The organism is Candidatus Sulfotelmatobacter sp. (assembly GCA_036500765.1).
GTDB lineage: Bacteria > Acidobacteriota > Terriglobia > Terriglobales > Acidobacteriaceae > Sulfotelmatobacter.
Map to the genome: position 1 here is coordinate 136256 of DASYBM010000001.1, position 22006 is coordinate 158261.

Annotated in this window: 22 protein-coding genes; 16 read left to right on the forward strand and 6 right to left on the reverse strand. The window is 58.0% G+C overall.

Features of this window, described 5'->3' with window-relative positions:
* The first annotated feature begins 38 nt into the window (after window positions 1-38).
* Together VGM18_00575 and VGM18_00580 are read left to right on the forward strand one after the other, a co-directional pair.
* The gene (locus VGM18_00575; protein HEY3971462.1) at window positions 39-1715 is read left to right on the forward strand and encodes a trehalase family glycosidase; all 1677 of its coding nucleotides are present in this window, start codon (window positions 39-41) and stop codon (window positions 1713-1715) included.
* 496 nt (window positions 1716-2211) lie between these two features.
* Entirely contained in the window at window positions 2212-4926 is a 2715-nt protein-coding gene (locus VGM18_00580) for a protein kinase (GenBank protein ID HEY3971463.1), read from the forward strand.
* 84 nt (window positions 4927-5010) lie between these two features.
* Here VGM18_00580 and VGM18_00585 read toward each other — a convergent pair whose 3' ends face one another.
* On the reverse strand, window positions 5011-5211 hold the full coding sequence (locus tag VGM18_00585; GenBank protein ID HEY3971464.1) for a cold-shock protein: 201 nt from the start codon (window positions 5209-5211) through the stop codon (window positions 5011-5013).
* A 451-nt stretch (window positions 5212-5662) separates the two neighbouring features.
* Between VGM18_00585 and VGM18_00590 the strand changes: the two genes are divergently transcribed.
* From VGM18_00590 to VGM18_00610, 5 genes are read left to right on the forward strand one after another with little or no spacing between them, the layout of a single operon-like run.
* The gene (locus tag VGM18_00590) at window positions 5663-6577 is read left to right on the forward strand and encodes a TlpA disulfide reductase family protein (protein HEY3971465.1); all 915 of its coding nucleotides are present in this window, start codon (window positions 5663-5665) and stop codon (window positions 6575-6577) included.
* Window positions 6578-6616: 39 nt separating this feature from the next.
* Window positions 6617-7015, forward strand: coding sequence for a hypothetical protein (locus VGM18_00595; protein ID HEY3971466.1), 399 nt, complete (start codon window positions 6617-6619; stop codon window positions 7013-7015).
* A 38-nt stretch (window positions 7016-7053) separates the two neighbouring features.
* Window positions 7054-7299 (forward strand): DUF4160 domain-containing protein, encoded by a 246-nt coding sequence (locus tag VGM18_00600; GenBank protein ID HEY3971467.1) that lies wholly within the window; start codon window positions 7054-7056, stop codon window positions 7297-7299.
* On the forward strand, window positions 7271-7528 hold the full coding sequence (locus VGM18_00605; protein HEY3971468.1) for a DUF2442 domain-containing protein: 258 nt from the start codon (window positions 7271-7273) through the stop codon (window positions 7526-7528). The genes VGM18_00600 and VGM18_00605 overlap by 29 nt, the downstream gene beginning before the upstream one ends.
* Before the next feature lie 53 nt (window positions 7529-7581).
* A complete protein-coding gene (locus VGM18_00610; GenBank protein HEY3971469.1) occupies window positions 7582-7977 on the forward strand; it encodes a hypothetical protein in 396 nt (131 codons plus the stop codon).
* A gap of 21 nt (window positions 7978-7998) precedes the next feature.
* Here the strand turns inward: VGM18_00610 and VGM18_00615 are convergent, their stop codons facing one another.
* The gene (locus tag VGM18_00615; protein HEY3971470.1) at window positions 7999-8517 is read right to left on the reverse strand and encodes a carbonic anhydrase; all 519 of its coding nucleotides are present in this window, start codon (window positions 8515-8517) and stop codon (window positions 7999-8001) included.
* A gap of 233 nt (window positions 8518-8750) precedes the next feature.
* Here VGM18_00615 and mnmE point away from each other — a divergent pair, with 233 nt between their 5' ends.
* Complete coding sequence (mnmE, locus tag VGM18_00620) at window positions 8751-10262, forward strand: tRNA uridine-5-carboxymethylaminomethyl(34) synthesis GTPase MnmE (GenBank protein ID HEY3971471.1); 1512 nt, start codon at window positions 8751-8753, stop codon at window positions 10260-10262.
* Window positions 10263-10421: 159 nt separating this feature from the next.
* Here mnmE and VGM18_00625 read toward each other — a convergent pair whose 3' ends face one another.
* The 3 genes from VGM18_00625 to ruvA all read right to left on the reverse strand — a co-directional run bounded on the left by VGM18_00625 (window position 10422) and on the right by ruvA (window position 12289).
* A complete protein-coding gene (locus VGM18_00625; GenBank protein ID HEY3971472.1) occupies window positions 10422-10991 on the reverse strand; it encodes an HdeD family acid-resistance protein in 570 nt (189 codons plus the stop codon).
* Window positions 10992-11049: 58 nt separating this feature from the next.
* Entirely contained in the window at window positions 11050-11637 is a 588-nt protein-coding gene (locus tag VGM18_00630; protein HEY3971473.1) for a hypothetical protein, read from the reverse strand.
* Window positions 11638-11698: 61 nt separating this feature from the next.
* Window positions 11699-12289, reverse strand: a complete 591-nt coding sequence (gene ruvA, locus VGM18_00635) for a Holliday junction branch migration protein RuvA (GenBank protein HEY3971474.1) — start codon at window positions 12287-12289, stop codon at window positions 11699-11701.
* Window positions 12290-12550: 261 nt separating this feature from the next.
* Between ruvA and VGM18_00640 the strand changes: the two genes are divergently transcribed.
* The 7 genes from VGM18_00640 to VGM18_00670 all read left to right on the forward strand — a co-directional run bounded on the left by VGM18_00640 (window position 12551) and on the right by VGM18_00670 (window position 18323).
* Window positions 12551-13075 (forward strand): PadR family transcriptional regulator, encoded by a 525-nt coding sequence (locus tag VGM18_00640; protein ID HEY3971475.1) that lies wholly within the window; start codon window positions 12551-12553, stop codon window positions 13073-13075.
* Window positions 13072-13695 (forward strand): isoprenylcysteine carboxylmethyltransferase family protein, encoded by a 624-nt coding sequence (locus tag VGM18_00645; protein ID HEY3971476.1) that lies wholly within the window; start codon window positions 13072-13074, stop codon window positions 13693-13695. The genes VGM18_00640 and VGM18_00645 overlap by 4 nt, the downstream gene beginning before the upstream one ends.
* Window positions 13696-13714: 19 nt before the next feature.
* Window positions 13715-14296 carry a thioredoxin-like domain-containing protein gene (locus VGM18_00650; GenBank protein ID HEY3971477.1) on the forward strand — a complete coding sequence of 194 codons (582 nt, stop codon included), beginning with the start codon at window positions 13715-13717 and terminating at the stop codon, window positions 14294-14296.
* Window positions 14272-16179 (forward strand): tetratricopeptide repeat protein, encoded by a 1908-nt coding sequence (locus tag VGM18_00655; GenBank protein ID HEY3971478.1) that lies wholly within the window; start codon window positions 14272-14274, stop codon window positions 16177-16179. The genes VGM18_00650 and VGM18_00655 overlap by 25 nt, the downstream gene beginning before the upstream one ends.
* 94 nt (window positions 16180-16273) lie before the next feature.
* Complete coding sequence (locus VGM18_00660) at window positions 16274-17329, forward strand: tetratricopeptide repeat protein (protein ID HEY3971479.1); 1056 nt, start codon at window positions 16274-16276, stop codon at window positions 17327-17329.
* Window positions 17330-17403: 74 nt separating this feature from the next.
* Window positions 17404-18105 (forward strand): hypothetical protein, encoded by a 702-nt coding sequence (locus tag VGM18_00665; GenBank protein HEY3971480.1) that lies wholly within the window; start codon window positions 17404-17406, stop codon window positions 18103-18105.
* 29 nt (window positions 18106-18134) lie between these two features.
* Complete coding sequence (locus VGM18_00670) at window positions 18135-18323, forward strand: hypothetical protein (protein HEY3971481.1); 189 nt, start codon at window positions 18135-18137, stop codon at window positions 18321-18323.
* Between the two features lie 50 nt (window positions 18324-18373).
* Here VGM18_00670 and mnmG read toward each other — a convergent pair whose 3' ends face one another.
* Window positions 18374-20530 (reverse strand): tRNA uridine-5-carboxymethylaminomethyl(34) synthesis enzyme MnmG, encoded by a 2157-nt coding sequence (gene mnmG / locus VGM18_00675; protein ID HEY3971482.1) that lies wholly within the window; start codon window positions 20528-20530, stop codon window positions 18374-18376.
* Window positions 20531-20748: 218 nt separating this feature from the next.
* On the opposite strand from mnmG, the gene VGM18_00680 reads away from it, so the two are divergent.
* Window positions 20749-22005: a tRNA guanosine(34) transglycosylase Tgt gene (locus VGM18_00680; protein HEY3971483.1), complete on the forward strand. Its 1257-nt coding sequence runs from the start codon at window positions 20749-20751 to the stop codon at window positions 22003-22005.
* The last annotated feature ends 1 nt before the right edge of the window (window position 22006 follow it).

Below are 22006 nucleotides of genomic sequence, written 5' to 3' on the forward strand. Positions count from 1 at the left end.
TCCGCTGTTCCGTTGTCGCGCTCCTCCTCATTGGAGCGATGCCGAGCCGCGCACTAGAATCTTCCGCCCCTGAAAGCAAAGGCCTCCAGCCGATTCTCGCCTACATTTCCACCGCCTGGGACACACTCACCCGATCCATGACCGATTGCGCCACGCTGGTCGATCCCAAAATAAGCGTCGCTCCGGTGCTGTATCTCCCCAAGAACTTTCCCGAGCCGGCGGCCGTGCAGAAGCTGGCGACGGATTGCCACGTCCGCGTCGAACATCTTCCCATTGAAATCCACCGCCTCGGCGACATCGATACTTCTACATTCCAACCGCAAGGCCTGCTCTATCTCGAAAATAAGTACGTAGTTCCCGGTGGCCGTTTCAACGAGATGTACGGTTGGGACAGCTATTTCATCGTTCGCGGGCTTCTGCGAGCCGGCCGCGTGCAACTGGCGCGCGGCATGGTCGATAACTTCTTCTTCGAGATCGAACACTACGGCGCCATGCTCAACGCCAATCGCACCTACTATCTGACGCGCTCGCAGCCTCCCTTTCTCAGCTCAATGTTCGTCGATGTCTACCAGGCGATGCCCAGAGACAAGCCAGATGTCCCGTGGTTACAGCGCGCCTATGCAGACCTCAATAAAGATTACGAGATGTGGACCCGCGATCCCCATCTGGCCGGCCAGACCGGCCTCTCGCGCTACTACGACTTTGGCGAAGGCCCGCCCGCCGAGGCCGTGCAGGACGAATCCGGTTTCTACCGCAAAGCCGCGCAGTATTTCTTTTTGCATCCGGCGGTAGCAGACGATTATGTGGTCGAACTGCGCCCCGGCTCCGGCCCGCTCGCTTCCCGCGAAACCGTCACGAAGCAGGCCGTCGCGGGTGCTATCTATTCCCTGGACGTGTGCGATGTGTCTTCGACCATGGCGTCCCCCGAATGCGAGAGTCCGAAGCAATTCCGCCTCAGCGCGGACTACTACAAGGGCGACCGTTCCATGCGCGAGTCCGGCTTCGATGTCAGCTTTCGCTTCGGCCCCTTCGGCGCAGCCACGCATCACTACGCTCCCGTGTGTTTGAACAGCCTTCTTTATAAGACCGAAAAAGATTTAGAGCAGATCAGCCTCTGGCTCGGCCACGCCGAAGATGCGAAGAAGTGGCACCAGCGCGCCGAAGCGCGCAAGAAACTTATCAACAAACATCTTTGGAACGCCGAGCAAGGCCTCTTCTTCGATTTCAATTTCGAGACCAAGCGTATGTCGACCTATCAATATGCGTCCACGTTTTATCCGCTGTGGGCCGGGCTCGCCACTCCCGAGCAGGCCAAGGCCGTGGCCGGCAACCTGAAAATCTTCGAGCGCCCCGGCGGTATTCCCATGAGCACGTATGACAGCGGCGCGCAGTGGGATTTGCCCTACGGCTGGGGCAACATCGAAATGCTGGCCATCGAAGGCCTGCGGCGCTATGGCTACAACGCCGACGCCGACCGCGTCTCCTACGAATTTCTCTCGACCGTCGCCGAAAATTTCCGCCGCGACGGCAACATCCGCGAGAAATACAACGTGGTCACGCGCTCCTCCGAAGCCCACGTCGAACTCGGCTACGAAATGAATGTCGTCGGATTCGGTTGGACCAACGCCGCCTTCCTTGAACTCCTGCACGCCCTGCCCAAAGAAATGGTCGACCGCCTGGCGAAAGAGCAAGACCAGCCGCTGGCGGCGAAATGAGGTCACGCGCAGCCTTTCGGCCTGGGAATCTCGAATGCGGGTTGCCCCACTCTTCCCGCGTTCTGTGCGGGAGGGTGGGCCGCCACGAACTTCGGAAGCATTCTAGTTACTCTCACCCCTCCCACCCTGTCTCCGCAAAGTGCGCGGAGACAAGGGCGGGGCAACCGTGATTCGCAGTTCCGACGCAGCCAAATAAAGTCAAGTCCACTTTAGTAGGCATTGAATGCCCACGAAAGTAGACGTTTCTTCCACAGCCTAACCAACTCAAAACAAACCACCGCGAAAATGCCTCTCAACAGAATCAATCACTTGAGGCCCGCAATTCCGTCCTTTTCCACAGTGTTCCCGCAGGAACACTTTCATGTTCGTGCCCGCGTTGACGCCTCGGCGCATCCGCCCTAAGATGAGAATTCCGGCGAAAAATTGCACTGTCAATGAGCATGATCAACCTGAAATGATCAACCTGAAATGATCAACCACGCATGATCAATCTCACATGATCAACCAGACCATCTCGCACTATCGCATTACCGGCCGCGTGGGCAGCGGCGGGATGGGCGTGGTGTATGAAGCGGAAGACTTGAACCTGGGACGCAAGGTCGCGCTGAAATTTCTACCGCCGCAACTGTCGCGCGATCAGAATGCGCTCGACCGCTTTCTGCTGGAGGCGCGGACCGCCTCAGCCTTGAACCATCCCAACATCTGCACCATCTACGCGGTCGAAAAGAGTGGCGACGGCGACGACGCGCAGTCGTTCATCGCCATGGAGCTGCTCGAAGGCCAGAATCTCGACTACAAACTCGCGTCCGGCCCCATGCCAATCGGCCCGTTGCTCGATGTAGCGATTCAACTCGCCGATGCACTCGACGCCGCCCACGCCAAGGGCATCCTCCATCGCGACATCAAGCCCGCCAACATTTTTCTGACGCAGCGCGGCGTCAAGGTGCTCGACTTCGGTCTGGCCAAGCTGATGCGTCCAGATTTGCAGATGAGCAGCGGCGCCACACAGGATTCACCCAGCCCGCACCTGACCAGTCCAGGCGCGACCGTTGGCACGATCGCGTATATGTCGCCCGAGCAGGCCCGCGGCGAAGAACTCGACACCCGCACCGATTTGTTTTCGCTGGGCACAGTCCTCTATCAGATGGCGACCGGAAAGTTGCCCTTTACAGGCGCCACGTCCGCAGTGGTCTTCCACGCGATTCTTGAACTTGATCCCACGCCGCCCGTGCAACTGAATGCGGCGCTGCCGCCCAAACTACAGGAGATTATCGAGAAGCTTCTGGACAAAGATCGCGACCTGCGCTACCAGTCCGCCGCCGACCTGCGCGGCGATCTGAAGCGCCTGAAACGCGACGTCGAATCGGCGAGAAAAATGGCGAGCGCGACCACGACTTCGGCCTCGGTGGCTATGCCCGCGAACGTTCTCTCCAGCTCCGGCTCGCCAACTACAAAAGCGAGTGGCGCGACTGATGTGGCGGCGCCCAGGCAATCGAATACTCGTCGCTGGATTCTGCCGGGCGTAGTGGTGTTGCTCGCGCTCGTAGTGATTGGCGACCGGGTCCGCGCCTTCTTAGGACATCGCACTCAGGCATTTCAAAATTTCTCAGTCGTCAAGGTGACGGATTCGGGGACCGCCGCCATGGTAGCGATCTCGCCCGATGGAAAATATCTGCTCACGCTGATGCGGGAGAACGGACTGGCCAGCCTTCAGTTGCGGAATGTGCCGACCAACAGCGTAACCCAGGTGCAGCCGCCGGCAGATGTGCAGTACAACGGGCTGCGTTTTGCGCCGGACGGAAACTATTTTTATTTTGTGCGCAGCGATCCGGGCAATGACGAGTTGAGATTCCTGTATCGAGCCCCGTTGTTGGGAGGAACGCCCGAAAAGCTGGCCGAGGATGTGGACTCGAATGTGACGTTCTCGCCGGACGGGCGCCAAGTCGCGTTCATGCGGTACGACAATCCCAATCCGGGCGAGTATGAGTTGCTTACCAAAGATCTCCAGAGCGGCGCGGAGAAGGCGCTGGTGAAGGGCTCGGAAAAGCAATCGCTAAATTTACCGGCCTGGTCACCGGATGGAAAGACAATCATGTGCTACGTCTTGCAGCCGGAGGGTGGGCTGACAGGATTCGATTTAGTGGATGCACAGAGCGGGCAACGGAAGGTCTTTGCACGCAGCGAAAATGTGATCATGAGTCCGGAGTGGCTGCCCGACGGCAGCGGCGTGCTGGCACTCGACCGGGACGCGAGTTCGAATTACCGGCGAAGCCAGGTGGTGCGTTTTTCCTATCCGGACGGTGCGATGTCCGCAGTGACGCGGGATGCCAGTGATTATTCCTGGATCAGCTTGGCCAGTAGTGCTTCCGTACTGGCGGCGGTGGCAAGCGAGCAGCACTGGGATCTGGAGTTGCTGGTTCCGGGCGGAGAGGCGAAAGCGGTTACCAAGGCACGGGAAGGAATGGCCCTGTCATGGACGCCGGACGGAAAGCTGATGGTAGACCGCGACAATCGGGTGCAGGTAGTGAATCTCGAGACCGGAACGAAAGCGATTTTTGGAATTGATCCAGGAGTGCCGGAGTTCGAACCAAGGGCTTGCCGCGATGGGCAACTGCTGTACGCCGGCTACTCGGCGCTGAACAAACAAGTCGGCATTTGGAAGATGGATGCTACCGGAGAAAATCCAAAGAAGCTGACTGGCGGGCAGATGGACTACGCGCCGGAGTGCTCGCCGGATTTGCGCTGGGCCTATTATCGCGACGTGACCACAAACCTATTGATGCGCGTGCCGCTGCAAGGCGGGACGCCGCAAAAAGTTTCCGAGCTTCCGATGGAGTGGCCATACGACATTTCTCCAGATGGGGCAAGTGCGCTCTTAACAACCGTGAGTCATGCCGAGGGACACAAGGAGCGAGCGGTCGAAGTGGCCTTGGAGAATGGACAGGCGAAGCGGGAGATCGTGCTCCAGAAGCCGCATACCGGCAGAATCCAATATTCGCTGGATGGGAAGGCGATCGAATACGGTGTACGGGAGAACGGCGTAGACAACATCTGGCGGCAACCCCTGGATGGGGCTGGGGGGCGATGGGAAACCGAGTTCAAGGCTGAACACATTGGTTCGTTTCAGTGGTCGCCGGACGGGAAAAGATTAGCGATGGTGCGGGGACATACCGACTCCGACGTGGTGCTGATGCGCGACGCGCAGCCGTGAGCTTCATGGAGTCGTGCGGAAAAAACACTAAGGGCGGCCACTGCTGGCCGCCCCTGGTATCGAATTGTGACGAGCGAAGCGGTTTTACGCGCCCTTAACGTTTTCAGCTTGCCAGCCCTTGGGGCCTTTGACCACGTCAAACTGCACTTGCTGACCTTCTTGCAGGCTGCGGAAGCCGCTGGCCTGAATGGCGGAGAAATGCACAAAGACATCCTCGCCGTTCTGGCGGCTGATAAAACCGTAGCCCTTGGCGTCGTTAAACCACTTCACTGTTCCTGTTTCCATGATGGTGCTTATTCCTTTGTTGTTGATGTAGCGCTGAATCTTTCAGGATTCTCTTGCAGGCAGGTCACACGCTGGGTTGAGCGGAGATGCTTGTACTGCGAAGGAACTCTAAAGTCAAACGCAGTCAAATTGTAAAGAAAGTGCCCTGAAATAGCTACATATTTGCTGCGGGCTATGGGTAAACAATTGAGGGGGAAGATGTTATGTGGGCCTTGCTCGGGACTAGGAAGCTTGCTGTGTCTTCTTATTTGAGGCGTCATCCCGAAGCACGGCGCTCTTCAGCCGTGCGAGGGATCTCGCGTGAATCTCCACGAAAGGTTGGCGATGGGCGCGAGATTCCTCGCTTCGCCTGAAAAACGGCTCCGCTCGGAATGACGCCTACGGGTGATGCGTGCGAACAACGGCACGACTTGCGACCTTTGGGGAAACCATTCATCATCTAAGGATGCGCTTGCGAATTTTGCTGGCTTTGTTTTTGCTCACGGCTTCGGCATGGGCGGAGATTGTGTACGACGTGCGCGTGGCGTTGTCACAGAAGAATTTTTCTGGCGCCGAGGCGGCGCTGAATGCTTATCGCAATCAACAAGGGGTGACGGGCGAATATCTCGAAGCATATTCGTGGATGGGACGGGCTGCGCTCGATCAGCGCCAGTACGACCAGGCGTCCGCGTATGCGAAAGAAACCAAGACGCTGGCGCTGGAGCAATTGAAACTGAAGCAGCGTGCGCTTGACTCCGATCCGCATTTGGCGACGGCGCTGGGGGCGGCGCTGGAAGTGCAGGCACAGACGCTCGCGGCGCGCGGGCAGCGGACACAAGCTGTAGCGCTGCTACAAGCTGCGCTGCGGACGTATGGGACGACTTCGATTCATGATCGCTTGCAGAAGAATCTGAACCTGCTGTCGTTACAGGGGAAGGTTGCGCCGGCGCTGAAGGCGGACGATTTTCTGGGAGCAAAACCGCCGCTGGCGGCGCAGTTGAAAGGCTCGCCGGTGCTGCTGTTTTTCTGGGCACACTGGTGTGTGGACTGCAAGGCGGAAGCTCCCATCATCACGCAGCTGCGCTCGGAGTTTGCCGACAAGGGATTGCAGGTGATCGGGCCGACGCGATTGTATGGTTATACGGCGCAGAGCGAGCATGCGTCGCCAGCCGATGAAAGGCAATATATCGATGCGGTGCGGCATCGCTTTTATTCCGGATTGCTCGACATGCCGGTGCCGATCAGCCAGTACAATTTCGATACTTACGGAGCGTCGACGACACCGACGCTGGTGCTGCTGGATCGGGAGGGGAAAGTGGCGATGTACCATCCGGGCGCGCTGCCGTATGACCAGTTGAGGGCGGAGATCGAGAAGGTGGTGCGCTGATTATTTGGTCCGGGCACCCCTGCCCGCGATTCTTGTGATATGAAGAGGCTCCTGCAATCTCTGTTCAGTCTGGGATGCCTGACATCGGTGATTGCACCCGTCGTAGCCATTATTGTTTATCCCAGCGCGAACTGGCTCTTCTTTTTCCCGCTCCTCGGGATTGCCCTCATTGTGTTCGGCATAGTCACCCGCAAACAGCCCACGCCAGCCGAAGTAGCTGACCGCGCCGAACGTCTGCTGGATGGAAGTTTCGGTGGCTGGGACGTCGATAATTACGAACATCTGAATCCTAAGAATGAGCAGTTGAAGGATCTTTGGCGTAGCACGATGAGCATCGGCGGCTTTCCTGAGGAATGGCCTAGGTTGGAAGAGGACACGAAAGGCAGAATTCGCGAGGTCATCGCGGAGATGAGAAGCTTGCCAGCTCAGAATTCGTGAAAGGTCCCCAAGGGCATTATTTTGCTAAAATCCGGCCCATGCCGACGGTGTTGCGGTCCGGCCCCTACCGCTTCTACTTCTACAGTCACGAACCGAATGAGCCGCCGCACATTCATGTCGATCGCGACGATCGGTCGGCGAAATTCTGGCTCGATCCAATCCAGCTTGCGACGAACTTTGGGTTTAGCGCTCACGAACTTCGCACGCTACAATCATTGGTAAGTCAGAACAGGACGCTGTTCCTGGAGGCTTGGAATGAGTTCTTCGGCAATGACCGCAGATGAACGGGTGCTCGATGTCGCTTTCAGCGACGACTCGCTGAGTGTGTCGCTGCGCGACGGACGAGTGATCAGCGTGCCACTCGTGTGGTATCCGCGCCTGCTTAACGCCACGCCTGTTCAGCGCGGGAATTGGAAAATTGCCGGCGGCGGCTACGGCATCCATTGGCCCGACCTCGACGAAGACCTAAGCACCGAAGGCCTGCTGCGCGGTGCGCCCGCGCCAAAAGCTTAAGCTCCCGCCGACCAAGTACATTCGGCTGGACTCTGATGTTAAGCTAGTCAGCCATGCTGTATCTTCCCATCAGCCGCGGGTGGCTTTTATCGCGAACGGCGCAACACATTTACCTCGGATGTGCTGTTCTCACCTTTGCGCTGGTAGGAACGATTATTGGAACACACTTGGCCTTGTCTGTTATTGGCGGGAATGCACTGACCTCGGAAGCTCGTATCTTAGTGAACTTCCTTCTTTTACCAGAAATTGCGGGAGCAGCATTGCTGTGGGTCGCAATGTGGTATTTCTGGTTCGGCTTCGATCGATCTCACTATGCTAAGAAGGCCTTCTGGTTTGTACTGTTGTTTTTCCTGGCTCCATTTGGGACGCTGCTCTATTATTTCGTGACTTACCGCCGCGATGTCTCGAGTACGGATTCGGTGGCACCTCAGATGATTCGCCAGGCTTGAACCACGTCCTCGACCTTATCTTCATCTTTCGAAATTACCCGGCGGGTTAACTTCTGTTAATTTCCCTGTCTTCACGTCGTAGACAAATCCGCGCACCGGAATATGTTTCGGAATCCACGGGTGCGATTTCACGCGTTGCATCTGAATCCGGACGTTTTCTTCTAGATCGTCGAAGGCGTGGAAATGCTTTGGCTCATCGGCGGTGGTTCCCATCTTTTCGGTCAGGCGCACTTTCAATTCATCTTCGCGCACTTTCAGCAGGCCGCAGTCGGTGTGGTTGATGATGATGAATTCCTGGGTGTCGAGCAGGTGATGGGAGACGATGAGGGAGCGCAGGGCGTCGTCGGTGGCGATGCCGCCGGCGTTGCGGATCATGTGGGCGTCGCCGGGATGCAGGCCGAGGCAATGCTCGAACAGGATGCGGGAATCCATGCAGGCCAGCACGGCGACGCGGCGGCGGGGACGGACGGCGAGATCTCCGAGGGTGAAAGTTCGGGCGAAGGTCTCGTTGGCTTTTAAGAGTTCGTCGGCTACGGACAAGTTTGGGCTCCTGGGGGAAAATCGTCGTCGGTCGTCAGTCTTCGGTCGTCAGTCTTCGGTCGTCAGTCTTCGGTCGTCAGTCGTCGGTCGTCAGTCTTCGGTCGTCAGTCTTCGGTCGTCGGTCGTTTCGCCAACACCGCACCGGGCGGGTCTTGGACGACTAACGACCGATGACCGATGACCGACGACGTTTTCCAGTTTACCCGTTACAATCGGCGCGTGAATCTGCCTTTATGAATCTCGATGACACCATTGTTGCGATCGCTACGCCGCCAGGGCGCGGCGGGATTGGCGTGGTGCGGCTGGCGGGGGCGCGGGCGCTGGAGATTGCGTCGCCGATGTTGCGGTTGAGACATGGGTTGGAGGCGGGGCGGGCGGTGTTTGGGGAATTGATTGAGCCGCAAGATGCAAAAGCGGTCGGAACTCCCACCCAAGCCGCACAAAACGCGGCTTGGATGGGGCACCCTCTGAATTCTGGGTATCTGAATTCTGGGTATCTGAATTCCGCACATCTGAAGTCTGGACCTCCGAATTCTGCACAGGACCGACTCATTGACGAGGTCGTTGTCACCTATTTTGCTCGGCCTCATTCTTATACTACCGACGACATCGTCGAGATTTCGGCACACGGGTCGCCGGTGGTGTTGCGGCATATTGTCGAATTGTGTGTGGCGGCGGGGGCGCGGGTGGCGGAGCCGGGGGAGTTCACCATGCGGGCGTTCCTGAACGGGCGGATCGATCTCACTCAGGCGGAGGCAGTGCGGGATCTGATCGATTCGCAGACGTTATATCAGGCGAGGGTGGCGGCGCAGCAGTTGGAAGGGGCGCTTTCGCGGCGGTTGCAGCCAATCAAACAACAACTGGTGGAACTGATCGCGGCGCTCGAAGCCGGGATTGATTTCGCCGAGGATGACGTGTCGGTAATGGCGGATGCGGCGATTCTAGATCGCATCGCGGCGGTGCGAGCGCCGCTGGAACAACTCAGCGCGACGTTCGCTTACGGGAACATCGTGCATGAGGGTCTGACGCTGGCGATTGTCGGGCGGCCGAATGTCGGGAAGTCGAGTTTGTTCAATCGCCTGGTGGAGCGGGAGCGGGCGATTGTTACGGCGACTCCGGGGACGACGCGCGATCTGGTGAGCGAGACGGTAGCGATTGGCGGGATTCCGGTAAAGCTCGTCGACACCGCCGGGATTCGGCAGTCGTTCGACGAAGCGGAGTCGATGGGGATTAAGAAATCGATGGAAGCGCTGGCCGATGCGGATCTGGTGCTGGTGGTTGTGGACGCGTCAACGCCGCAAGCTTCAGAGGATCACGAGTTATTACTGCAGATGGAAAACCGGGCGGCCATCGTGGTCGGGAATAAGTCTGATCTACTGGCGGCCAAGATCCCCCTGTCGCGCAAAGGAGGCGAGACGTGGGGCACTCGTTTTTTCGTTCATACCTCCGCCTTGACGGGTGATGGCATCGCCGAACTGCGCGGCGAGATTTTGCGGCACATGGGCGGAGAGTCTGGAACCGCGGCTGAGTCGGGATTTCTGACCAATGTGCGGCATCAGGCATTGATTCAGGATTCGCTGGCGGCGCTGGACGCGGCTCGGGATGCCGTGGCCGCGAAAGTCCCGCATGAGATGTTGCTGCTCGATTTGTATAACGCGCTGCGGCCGTTGGATGCGATTACGGGCGCGACGACGACAGACGATATTTTGAATTTGATTTTCAGTACTTTCTGCATTGGGAAGTAAAGGGAATGTGGGGCGGACACTCCTGTCCGCCGACGTTGACGTATTGGTTCTTGGTCCGGAGTCTTGGGGAAATAGTCAAAAGCAACATCAAGAACAAAGGCAACCGCAAGGACAAAGGCAAGTGCGGCGGACAAGAATGTCCGCCCCACACTTTCGTTATCAGGCTGCTTTTTTGAACGTCGGCAAGTCAGCCAGCACATGGCGCGCAGCCATCGACAGAGCCAGCCGAGAGACACCGCTAAAGAGCATGCTGATCCCCACCAGCGTACCGATCACCCATTCCGTGCTTGAGGGCCAGGTCCGCCAGATCATGACGGCGAGGATCAGGCTGATGATTCCATCGAGCAGCAGCCAGGTCGAACCTCGCATGGGACGCAGGCGGAAGGACAAGACTAGTTCCAGTACTCCCTTTGCCAGTAAGTAACCTGCGAGGAAGAGCGTGAGCGAGGCCAGGCCGGCGATGGGATGCATCAAGGCGTAGACACCCACGACGATATAGAGGGCGCTGAGCAAAAGCTCCCAGATGAAGCCACCGGTGGTTCGTGTGTGCCAGGCAAAGACCAGGTGGGTTGCGCCGCTGAAGATGAGCAGCCAGGCAACGACCAGGACGACGGTAATTCCTGCCGCGGGCGGAACGACAATGGCAAGAATTCCCGCAACGATCATCAGAATGCTAAGACCGATGGACCATCCGACCGACGCTCTCGCGATTGTGCCGAGTGAAGTCATGGGTATGAACCTCCTTATGGTTGTTTCTCGCGGACGACAGCTTCGTTGTAAAAGACAATTAAAAACGACCGCTGCGCAGGGCCGTGACGATGAGTCCGGCGACTACGAGCGCCAGATATCCGACGGAGAAGATGTAATAAAGCACTTTTACTTTCGGCCAAATGAAGGCGGGCCACTGGTCGGAGAACTTATCGGAAAATGTATCTCCCATGCGCGGCGGGAGAGCGGCTTCTTCAGAGTCGGGCTTCCAGTTGCCGGCGATCCAGGTGGCGCGAAGATTCGAAAACAGCAGCGCAACAATGATGACCCGGACCACTCCAATTCCAGGTGAATTTAGAAGCAGAAAAACAAACGATGCGAGAAAGTCGACCAGGTAGTACGCCAAGATGACTGCTGCGGCGAAGGAGTTGTGCTCGCGCACCCCAACGCCGCCGAGGTAAAACAGTAAAAAGACCAGCACTCCATTGATGGGTTGGTGAGCCAAGGTCAGGAATGCGAGCGACATTACTCCTACAATGGTGCAAACCCAAAAGCCCTGAACCGCGAGATAGTCGACGTCAGCACCGCTTTGGATCGAGGGCCAGAAGAGACTCTTCAGGCGGCTCTCGCTGCGAACAGCCGAATCGGAGAGGCCCAAGGTTTGCATGGTGGAGCATTTAACCCCATGCCGGATGGCTTGTCTAGAAGAAAATGTCTACAAATCCGGGCTATTTTGAGAGCCGTCCCAGGGATGTCCGGAAAAGAAGGTCGAAGGACGTGGCGTCCCCTTCTTTCGCAGCGGCTGCCAAGGCTTTTTCTGCGGCGGCGCGCTGATATCCCAGATTCAGCAACGCGGAGAGAACGTCTTCTTCGGTGGCGTTCATCGCGGGAACGGCCGGCGCAGTAGCGAGACCCGCGGCCGGTAGCTTGTCGCGCAACTCGAGGACCATGCGCTCGGCGGTTTTCTTGCCGATGCCGGGGATGCGGGTGAGGCGGACGAGGTCGTTGCCGCGAATCGCTCCCACCATTTCGTCAGCGGGCATGCCGCTCAGGATGGTGATGGCCAGCTTGGGGCCGATGCCGCTCACCGTGAGCAACTTTTCGAACAGCAGTTTCTCTGAGGGACGCAGGAATCCGTAGAGGGCGAGCTGGTCTTCGCGCACATGGGTGTGAATGTGCAGCGCGACTTCAGCGCCGAGTGCGGGCAGGTCGGAGAATGTGGGGACACTGATGGTCACGTCGTAGCCGACGCCGGAGGTTTCGATAATGGCCTGGTTGGGATGCTTGGCCAGCAGCTTTCCGCGGAGGTGGGCAATCATGCTGTGGACATTGTAGCGGGAGCGGGTTGGGTCTGCCGCGGTTGGGTGCAGGTCTTCAGCCTTCAGTCTTCAGTCTTCGGTCTTCAGTCTTCGGTCTTCGGTCTTCGGTCTTCAGTCTTCGGTCTTCGGCGCCGGCCCCACGCGAGCAAGAGTTTTCGACCCCTGGGCTCCAGGACCACAGGCCCAAGACCTACGACCCCAAGACCCGGAAAGCATGAGCCTTGACATTAAGCTCGCGATTAGTTCACACTTGACACTGTCATGAATGACCTATTGATGCTTTCGATGATGCTGGACGAGCCGAAATATGGCTACCAACTGAAGCGGGAAGCGGGTTTGATTATGGGGCAAGCGCTACATAATAACTTGGTGTATCCATCGCTGCGCCGTTTCTTGCAGGAAGGATGGGTTCGCAAGAAGGCAGTCCCCGGCGAGCGCGGGCAGACGCGTCAGCAGTATGCGCTCTCGGCGGATGGGCGGCAGCATCTGTTCGAGCGTCTGAATCAATTCGGCGAAGACGACGCGGCTTCTGACGATGCGTTCCATCTGCGCGTGGGGCTATTTGCGGCGCCGCAACTGAAGGCGAGAGCTGACATTCTTACCCGGCGCAAGAACTATCTGCAAAATCGCGCCCAGCACCTGGCGGCGCTCGAAGCCAATATGGAGTTGGGAAAGTTTGGCGCAGAAATCGTGCGCCACATGAGGAAACAGGTTGAGATGGAGCTGGAGTGGGTACGACATCTGCGCCGCATCTCCAAGCTCGGCCGGCGAAAGGAGAAGCAATGAAGACACTAACACTGTGGCAAATTGAGCAGATTCCGTGGTATGTGTTCGCCGCGTATTGGGCGATCACGGCGCTGCGCGTGAAGCGTACCAAGGCGAGGGAGAGGTCGGCGGACCGGCTAGTCACCGTCGTCGTGGTGGTACTGGCATACATGCTTCTTTTTTCTGACAGATTTCGCATCGGTGCGCTGGAGCTTCGGTTCGTCCCGCAGGAAAAGTGGATTGCCTGGGTTGGGATTGCCGTGACATGGCTCGGCGTGGCGATCGCCATTTGGGCACGGTATTGCATCGGCGAGTACTGGAGCGCGCGGGTCACGCTGAAAGAGGGGCATCAGCTGATTCGCTCCGGGCCATACGCGTTTGTGCGGCATCCGATTTACACGGGGATGTTGCTGGGATGTGTGGGCGCTACGTTAGTAGCCGGGGAGTGGCGCGGAATTGTCGCTGTAGTGCTGCTGCTGTTCGCGCACGCCCGTAAGGCCGTACGCGAGGAACGGCTGTTAGCGACGGAGTTCGGCGAGGAGTACGCGACCTACCAGAGAAGCACGGGCTTCCTCTTTCCGCGCTGGAACCTGCTTTCGCGGGAAAGTTCGGGGATGGACACTCATCCGGGACGCTCTTAGAATTCTGAAGGGTTCGCCGGTGGGTATCTTAATGGGTTGGGGCAGACTGCGGTTCCGATCGATATTGACGACGGCGCTCTTGCTTTCTTCCGGCCTCGCTATCGCACAACAAGGGCTCGATTTGGATGGCCACTCGGTAAATCCGCTGGCGGCGAATCCCGGCAAGATTGTGGTGCTTGTGTTTGTGCGGAGGGACTGCCCGGTTTCCAGCCGCTATGCTCCGGTCATTCAGCAGATCAGCAAACAGTTTGCCGAGCGAGCCAACTTCTGGCTGGTGTTTCCTGACAAGACGGAATCGGCGGCTTCGATTCGCCAGTATCTTGCAGACTATAAATATCATGTGCCGGCGCTGCGCGATCCTGAACATGTGCTCGTGAAGATGGGGCGCGTGCAAATTACTCCGGAGGTGGCCGTCTTTGACCCAGATCGTCACCTTGTCTATGACGGGCGCATTGACGACTGGTATTTTGATTTGAGCCGGTCGCGAACTGCCCCGACGACGCACGAACTGGAGGACGCCATTCGCGCGGCGTTGGCGGGGAAAGTTCTCGCGAGGAGCGAAGTCAGGGGAGTGGGATGCTACATCTCGGACCTCGACTAGCCTCCTGGTTGGGTGGGACGCGATTGACGCTGATTGTGCTGGCGGGTGCAATCGTCGGTGGAACTCTGTGGGGTTCCACGGGCTTCATCATTTCGGCTGGCGCGCGACAATCAACTTCTTCACCTTCATCTTCTTCCGCTACCTCTGCACCGCCAATTACTTTCAACCGCGACATCGCTCCGATCATTTTTCATTCCTGCTCGACGTGTCATCGGCCGGGAGAGGCGGCGCCGTTTTCGCTGCTGAGTTATTCCGATGTGAAGCGGCATGCGCGGCAGATTGCGGAGGTGACGCAGTCGCGGGCCATGCCTCCGTGGCTGCCGGCGCCGCAACGATTGAAATTTGCCGACGAGCTTCGCCTCGCCGACCGAGAAATTGAAATGATTCGGCGCTGGGTGGAGCAGGGCGCGATTGAAGGCGATCCGCGGGATTTGCCTGCGCCGCCGAAGTTCGTTGAGGGCTGGCGGCTAGGCAAGCCTGATCTGGTTCTCACGGCCTCGAAGCCGCTCGTTCTTCCGCCGCAAGGCACGGACACGTATTGGAATTTTATTTTCCCGGTGCCGATTTCTGGGACGCGCTGGGTGAAGGCGGTGGAGATTCGTCCCGGCGACAAGCGCTACGTGCATCACGCGAATATTCTTATTGATCGCGAAGGGGCATCGCGCAGACGCGAAGTTGAGCCGGGCGCGGGTTTCGGAGGGATGGAGATTCGCATCGAGTCGCAGGTATTCGATCCTGACAGCCATCTTCTGTTCTGGAAGCCGGGGACCATTCCTTATGTCGAGCCGGAAGGGATGGCGCTGCGGCTCGACAAAGGGGCAGACCTGATTCTCAATACCCACCTGCAACCTTCGGGAAAGACCGAAGTGATTCAGCCGAGCATTGGACTTTATTTCACGCCGCAGCCGGCGACGAAGCTGCCCATGCTGTTGCAACTGGAGAACGATGCCAAGCTCGACATTCCGGCGGGAGAAAAAGATTTTCTGGTCACCGATAGTTTTACGCTGCCTGTTGATGTGGATCTGCTGGCGATTTATCCCCACGCGCATTATCTGGGGAAAGACATTCAGGCATTCGCCACGCTGCCCGACGGCACCAAGCAGACTCTCATTCATATTCCGCATTGGAATTTGAATTGGCAGGCGGTGTATCGCTATGCGGAGCCGGTGCGCTTGCCCGCGGGAACGACGGTGAGCCTGCGCTATATGTATGACAATTCCGAGGAAAATCCGCTGAATCCGAATCATCCGCCGGCGCGGGTGTTGGGTGGAAACCGGTCGAGCGATGAGATGTGTCATTTGTGGCTGCAAGTGCTGCCGGTGAATCATGACGAGGGGCGCGCTCGAGAAAACCAGGGCGATCCGCGCATGGCGCTCCAGGAAGCGCTGGCGCGGCACAATGTAGAGAAGAATCCGGCGGACTTTGAAGCGCACTACAATCTGGCGGCGATGTTGCAGGCTAAGAATAAGATCGATGCTGCGGTTGGCGAGTTCGAGATGGCAGTGAAGTTGCGTCCCGAGGACGCGGCTGCGAACAACGGTCTGGGCGCGGCGTTGGTGGCGGCGGGGCATCCGGAGCAGGCGGTAGGATATTTGCAGGCGGCGCTGAAGGCGCGTCCGGATTATTTTGACGCTCATTACAATCTGGGGTTCGCGCTGGCGGGCGGGAATGATTTTGAGGGCGCGGCTGCGCAGTTTGGGATCGCGCTCGGATTGCAGCCGCACGACGCCAATGTCGAGGCGAATCTGGGAGCGGCACTGGCGGAGTTGGGGAAACTTTCTGAAGCGAAGACGCACTTTGAGCGGGCATTGCAGATTGATCCGCGGCAGCCAATTGCGAAGGAAAATCTGGAGGCGCTACGGAAGGAAATGAGCGGGCATTAGGAGCGGCCGGGGCAAGATCAAAAGCCCCACTTCTCGCCAAGAATGCGAGAAATGGGGCACCCGCGCGTCGTGGCGGTTGTGCTCTAATCCTCATATGGAAGCACGATTCGTTGCTTTGAGGGTTGCTTGCGTCGCCGCTCTTCTTGCGACTCTGACCTCCGTTAGCGTGGGCCAGCAGCCGGTGTCCACGCCTGCGACCGAATCGCCTCAACCTGCCCCTTCCGAATTCGCGAATGCGCGCAGGCTAATGCAGCAAGGGAAGATCGATGAGGCAATCGCCGAGTTAGAGGCTATTGAGGCTCGCGATCCCGGGGCGAAGGGTCTGGATCTGGAGCTGGGAACCGCGTATTACAAGAAAAGCGATTTCCCGAAGGCGATCGATTATTTGAAGCGGGCAACGGCGGCCGATCCGGCGAATGGCGAAGCGGTTCAGTTCCTTGCGCTGTCGTATTACGCGGGCGGGCATCCGGCGGAGGCGATTCCGCTGCTGGAAAAATTGCAGGGCTCATTTTCTTCGCCCAACGTCGATTCTTCCTACATTCTGGGAACTTGCTATATCCAGACCAAGGATTACGAGCGGGCGCGCCAGGCGTTCGCCAAAATGTTTAATGTGCCGGGGGATTCGGCGGCGAGTTATCTGTTTACCTCGCGCATGCTGTTTCGGCAGGAATTTGATCCGGTGGCGGAAGAGTACGCGCAGAAGGCTGCGGCGCTCGATTCGAAGCTGCCGCTGGTGCACGAACTGCTGGGCGAGTTGTATACGTACAAGTCGCGGATTCCGGAATCGATTGCCGAGTTCCAGAAGGAATTAGCAATCAATCCGGCGAATGCGGCGACTTACTATAAGCTGGCCGACGCGTATTCGCGAATTCAGAAGTATGACGATGCGCAGCGGTTGCTGCAACGCTCGATCCGGCTGGATCCCACTTCGACGACGCCGTTTATTCTGATGGGCAAGGTTCTGGAGAAGAAGGGTGAATATGATTTGGCTCTGACGGCGTTGCAGCGAGCGGCGACGATGGACCCGAATAACCCGATGACGCATTATTTGCTGGGACAGGCTTACCGGAATGTGGGGAAGAAAGAGCAGGCAGAGGGCGAGTTGAAGTTGTCGGAGGAGTTGCAGAATAAGCAGAATTCGCACCCGTAGATCCTGAGATGACACAACGTTGAACGTGAATACAGGCAGGTGTATAGTGTTGCCAACTAACATCGGGGGATACTATGTTCGTTTCACCTACGGCCCCGGAATCAGCCTCTCTGTTGTCCTCAATACTTGACGTCGTTGATAAGGTCACCAAAATCCTGGCGGTTGTAATAGGAGGCGGGTGGGCCTACTTGAACTACCTTCGAGGCCGCACTTTCAGGAAAAGGCTAGAGCTGAAGATTTCTGGCAAGCCGATCTGGTGCAGGGGAGTACTCTTTCTTTCCGGATCTGCCCAAATCAAGAATGTTGGACTGTCGAAGTTCTCCATCGAACAGAGGGGAACGGCCATTTCGGTATCCGACCTAATCCCGGTGCCCGCGGTGAAAAATCCCGTGGACGCGAGCGAGGAACTGGTTAAAGTCCGAAGCGTCTATAAGAATCACGGATGGATTGAGCCTGGAGAAACAATAGAGGAGAGCTTCCTTCTGCAATTGCCAGAAGACGAACTTCGGGCGGCTGTCAAATTGGAATTACGTGTGGTCGCTGCCCACATCGAGTGGAATGCAAATAGCATTGTGGAACTTGACAGCGCAAAACCCGTTACAGCAGCGGGAACGGTTGCCACTCGGGTACGACACTCAGACTTTATCCATGCAGCAGAAACGAAGGAAATATTACTCCCCACGCAGCCGCGACCGGCTGAATTCGTTCAACTGACCGAGAGACCAAAAGTGACAGAGGAAATCGAGAAGTTGAAGGCGAAGGGAATCCTGGGGTGACGCCCGCGAGCGAGCGAGGGGCTTGTGCATTGGCCAATACCTTGATTTTCAGCAAAACGAAAAGGGGTGGTGGAATGTCGAAAGCTCAAGACCAAGCAATTGAGGACCGCAAAAGGACAAGAGATATTGAGGAGCGCAAGGACAAGGCTCAACAAGATGAGGATCGTCGGAAAACCGACCTGATCGAGCAACTTAAGCGAAAACAGGGTGGCTCTTGAGGCGCTAATAGCCTCCCTGTGAATCCTTGGCTTCGCAGCTCCAAGCAAGCTCATAACGCGGCGGCCTGATCGCGGCGGCGGGCTTGGATTTCTATAAAGACATTTACTAACGAGACCGCTGCCGGGGTTACGCCGGGAATGCGCGAAGCCTGGCCGATGGTGCGGGGGCGAACGTGGGTGAGTTTTTCCTGCATCTCGCGGGAAAGGCCGCTGACGCTGCGGTAATCGAACCAGTCGGGGATGGAGTGCTGCTCGGATTTCTTCAGGCGATCCATGGCGCGCTGCTGTTGTAGCAGGTAGCCTTCGTACTTGATTTCGGTCTCGACGGACTTCAGTTCGTTTCTGATCTCAGAACCAAGATCAACCACAGAGGTCATTGGGGACACCGAGGATCTTCTTGCGAAAAATTCCGGTGTCAGTTCGCGCAGGACTGGGACCAGGCGTTCTGCTGTGATTTCGGGCCGCTTCAGGAACTGGGCGAGTGACTGGCCTGTTGCCGATCCCCACTCAACCGCGGGCTCCGGTGCGCTGGCGGCGACAGCAGGTTCCTCGGCGCTTCGCTTCTCGGACTGACAAGACTTTAGGCGCTCTGACATTTCCACTGTCAGTCTTGTACTTTCCATCAACTTCTTCAGATTCTGCAAGCGCCCTTGCTTCGATTCGAAATCTGACCATGCTTGATCGGAGATCAGGCCGATGCGGCGGCCGTGCGGCGTGAGTCGGCGGTCGGCGTTGTCGATCCGCAGGTGCAGGCGGAATTCGGCGCGGCTGGTGAACATTCGGTAGGGTTCATTCGTGCCTTTTGAGATCAGGTCATCGATCAGGATCGCGGTGTAGGCTTCGGTGCGGTCGAGGATCAGCGGCGGCTGTTGCTGCACTTGCAGTGCCGCGTTGATGCCGGCCATCAGGCCTTGGCAGGCTGCTTCTTCGTAGCCGCTCGTGCCGTTGATCTGGCCGCCGAGGAAAAGGCCGGCAATCTTACGGGTTTCGAGCGTGCGCTCGAGTTCGGTGGGGTCGATGGAGTCGTACTCGATGGCATAGCCGGGGCGCAGCATGTCGGCGCTTTCAAGGCCGGGAATCGACTTCAGGATTTCGATCTGCACTTCCACCGGCAAGCTCGTGCTCATGCCGTTGACATAGATTTCATGCGTGTTCAGGCCCTCCGGTTCGAGAAAGAGCTGGTGCATCTCCTTGTCGGGAAACTTCACGATCTTGTCTTCGATCGAGGGGCAGTAGCGCGGACCGATGGACTGGATCTGTCCGCTGTACATGGGCGAGCGGTGAACGTTCTCGCGGATGATGCGATGTGTCTCGGGCGTGGTGTAGGCGATGTAGCACGGCACTTGCGAGTCGTGGTGCGCGACGCGGCGAGTGCGAAAGCTGAATGGAGTGGGATCGACGTCGCCGGGCTGCTCAGCGAAGCGTGACCAGTCGATGGTGCGTCCGTCGAGGCGTGGAGGAGTGCCGGTCTTGAGGCGGCATCCGCGCAGGCCGAGTTTTTTCAGAGCCTCGCCGAGCAAGATGGCGTTGGGCTCACCGGATCGTCCGGCAGGATATTGTTGCTCGCCGCAGTGGATGAGGCCGTTAAGGAATGTGCCGGTGGTGATGATGACGGCGGCGGCGCCGACGGTACGGCCGTCTCGGAGGCGGATGCCTATGACTCGCCTGCGCTCGTCGTCATCGGTCGTCGGTCGTTGGTCGTCGGCTGAAACAGCAGGTCCCTCGACTGCGCGCTCGCTTTCGCTCGCGCTCCGCTCAGGATGACAGACTGATGGGAGGTTGGCCGACGACTGACGACCGACGACCGACGACGATTCCACAATCAGATCCGCGACTTCTGCCTGCTTAATCTTCAGATTCGGCTGCGATTCGAGGACTTCGCGCATCTTCAGGCGGTAGGCCTGCTTGTCGCATTGCGCGCGGGGCGACCAGACAGCAGGGCCACGGGACGTATTCAGCAGGCGGAACTGGATGCCGACTGCGTCGGTGATTTCGCCCATGATGCCGCCAAGAGCGTCGACTTCGCGGACGAGATGTCCTTTAGCAATGCCGCCGACGGCGGGGTTACACGACATCTGCGCGATCAGGTCGACGTTGAGCGTGTAGAGGGCGGTCTTCAGGCCCATGCGTGCGGCGGCCATGGCGGCCTCGCATCCGGCATGTCCCGCGCCGACTACGACTACGTCGAATTGTTCTGTGAATTGCATGGAGCGTGAGGATCGAACCTTAGAAAACTCCCGACCTACTTCTCATTCTAGCAACTTGTATGGAGTCGCGGACGCCTCGTCCGGTTGCGCGCGAAAGCGCGTAATCGAGAGCTCAACGGCGGCGATTCTTGCGTAAGCTGCCTCATGCGTCGCTTCGCTCCGCGGGGCGGACGAATGCGTCCCCCCTACGCGAGCAATTACAATCGCTCACAGTGTCCATTACTTTTCGCATCGATAAAACCTACGGTAGAGCGCGCGCAGGGCGGTTGCTGACACCGCATGCGGGGATTGAGACTCCGGTGTTCATGCCTGTGGGGACGCAGGCTACGGTGAAGGGAGTGCCGCAGGAGACGCTGGAAGATCTGACGGCGCAAATTATTCTCGGAAACACCTATCACTTATACCTGCGGCCCGGAGTTGCCACTGTAAGGAAGATGGGGGGATTGCACGGGTTTATGGCGTGGCGACGTGCCATTCTTACCGACTCCGGAGGATTTCAGGTTTTCAGTTTGAGTGAGCTGCGCAAGGTTACTGAGGACGGAGTGACGTTTCGGTCGCATCTGAACGGGTCTTCGCATTTTTTCAGCCCGGAGAGCGCGATGGAGGCGCAGATCGGGCTGGGAGCGGACATCATCATGGCGTTCGATGAGTGCACGGAGTATCCGGCAGACACGGCGCGGGCGCGGGCTTCGATGGAGATGACGGCGCGGTGGGCGGCGCGGAGCAAGGCTTACTTTGAGGAGCATAAGCATGAGGTGCCTTGGAGTGGGGCTTCCGGCTCTCGGCTTCCGGCTTCCGGCAGCATGGACGAGGTTTCGGATGGCGACGGCAAACAGCAGGTTCCTCGCGTTGCTCGGAATGACAAGAAAGAAGGGCGTCGGGACCACAACGAGAGTGGTGAAGCGACACAATCTTTGTTCGGCATTGTGCAAGGGGGAATGGATCGGGCGCTGCGGAAGGAGTCGGCGGAGCGGACTGTCGAGATCGGGTTTCCCGGCTATGCCATTGGCGGCCTGAGCGTGGGGGAGCCGCGGGAGTTGACTCAAGAGATTGTGGAGTCGACGCTGGAATATCTTCCCAAAGACCAGCCGCGCTATCTGATGGGGGTAGGGACGCCGGAAGAGATTGTCGAGTATGCAAATCTTGGCGTGGACATGATGGATTGCGTACTGCCGACGCGGGCGGCGCGGCATGGGCTGCTGTTTACCTCGGAGGGGAAAGTTTCGATCAAGCAGGCGCGCTATGCTCAGGATGCGGGTCCGCTGGACTCGAATTGCGTCTGCCGGGTGTGCCGGCGCTACTCGCGGGCTTATTTGCGACATCTTTATGCATCCAATGAAGTGCTGGCGCAGGTCTTGAATACGATCCACAACCTGAGTTTCTACCTTGACACTATGCGGCGGGTGCGGCATTCTATTTCACTTGGGGAAGATTCCCGTTTTCTTTCTACTGTCTGGTCGCAACCGAAGCCCTGAT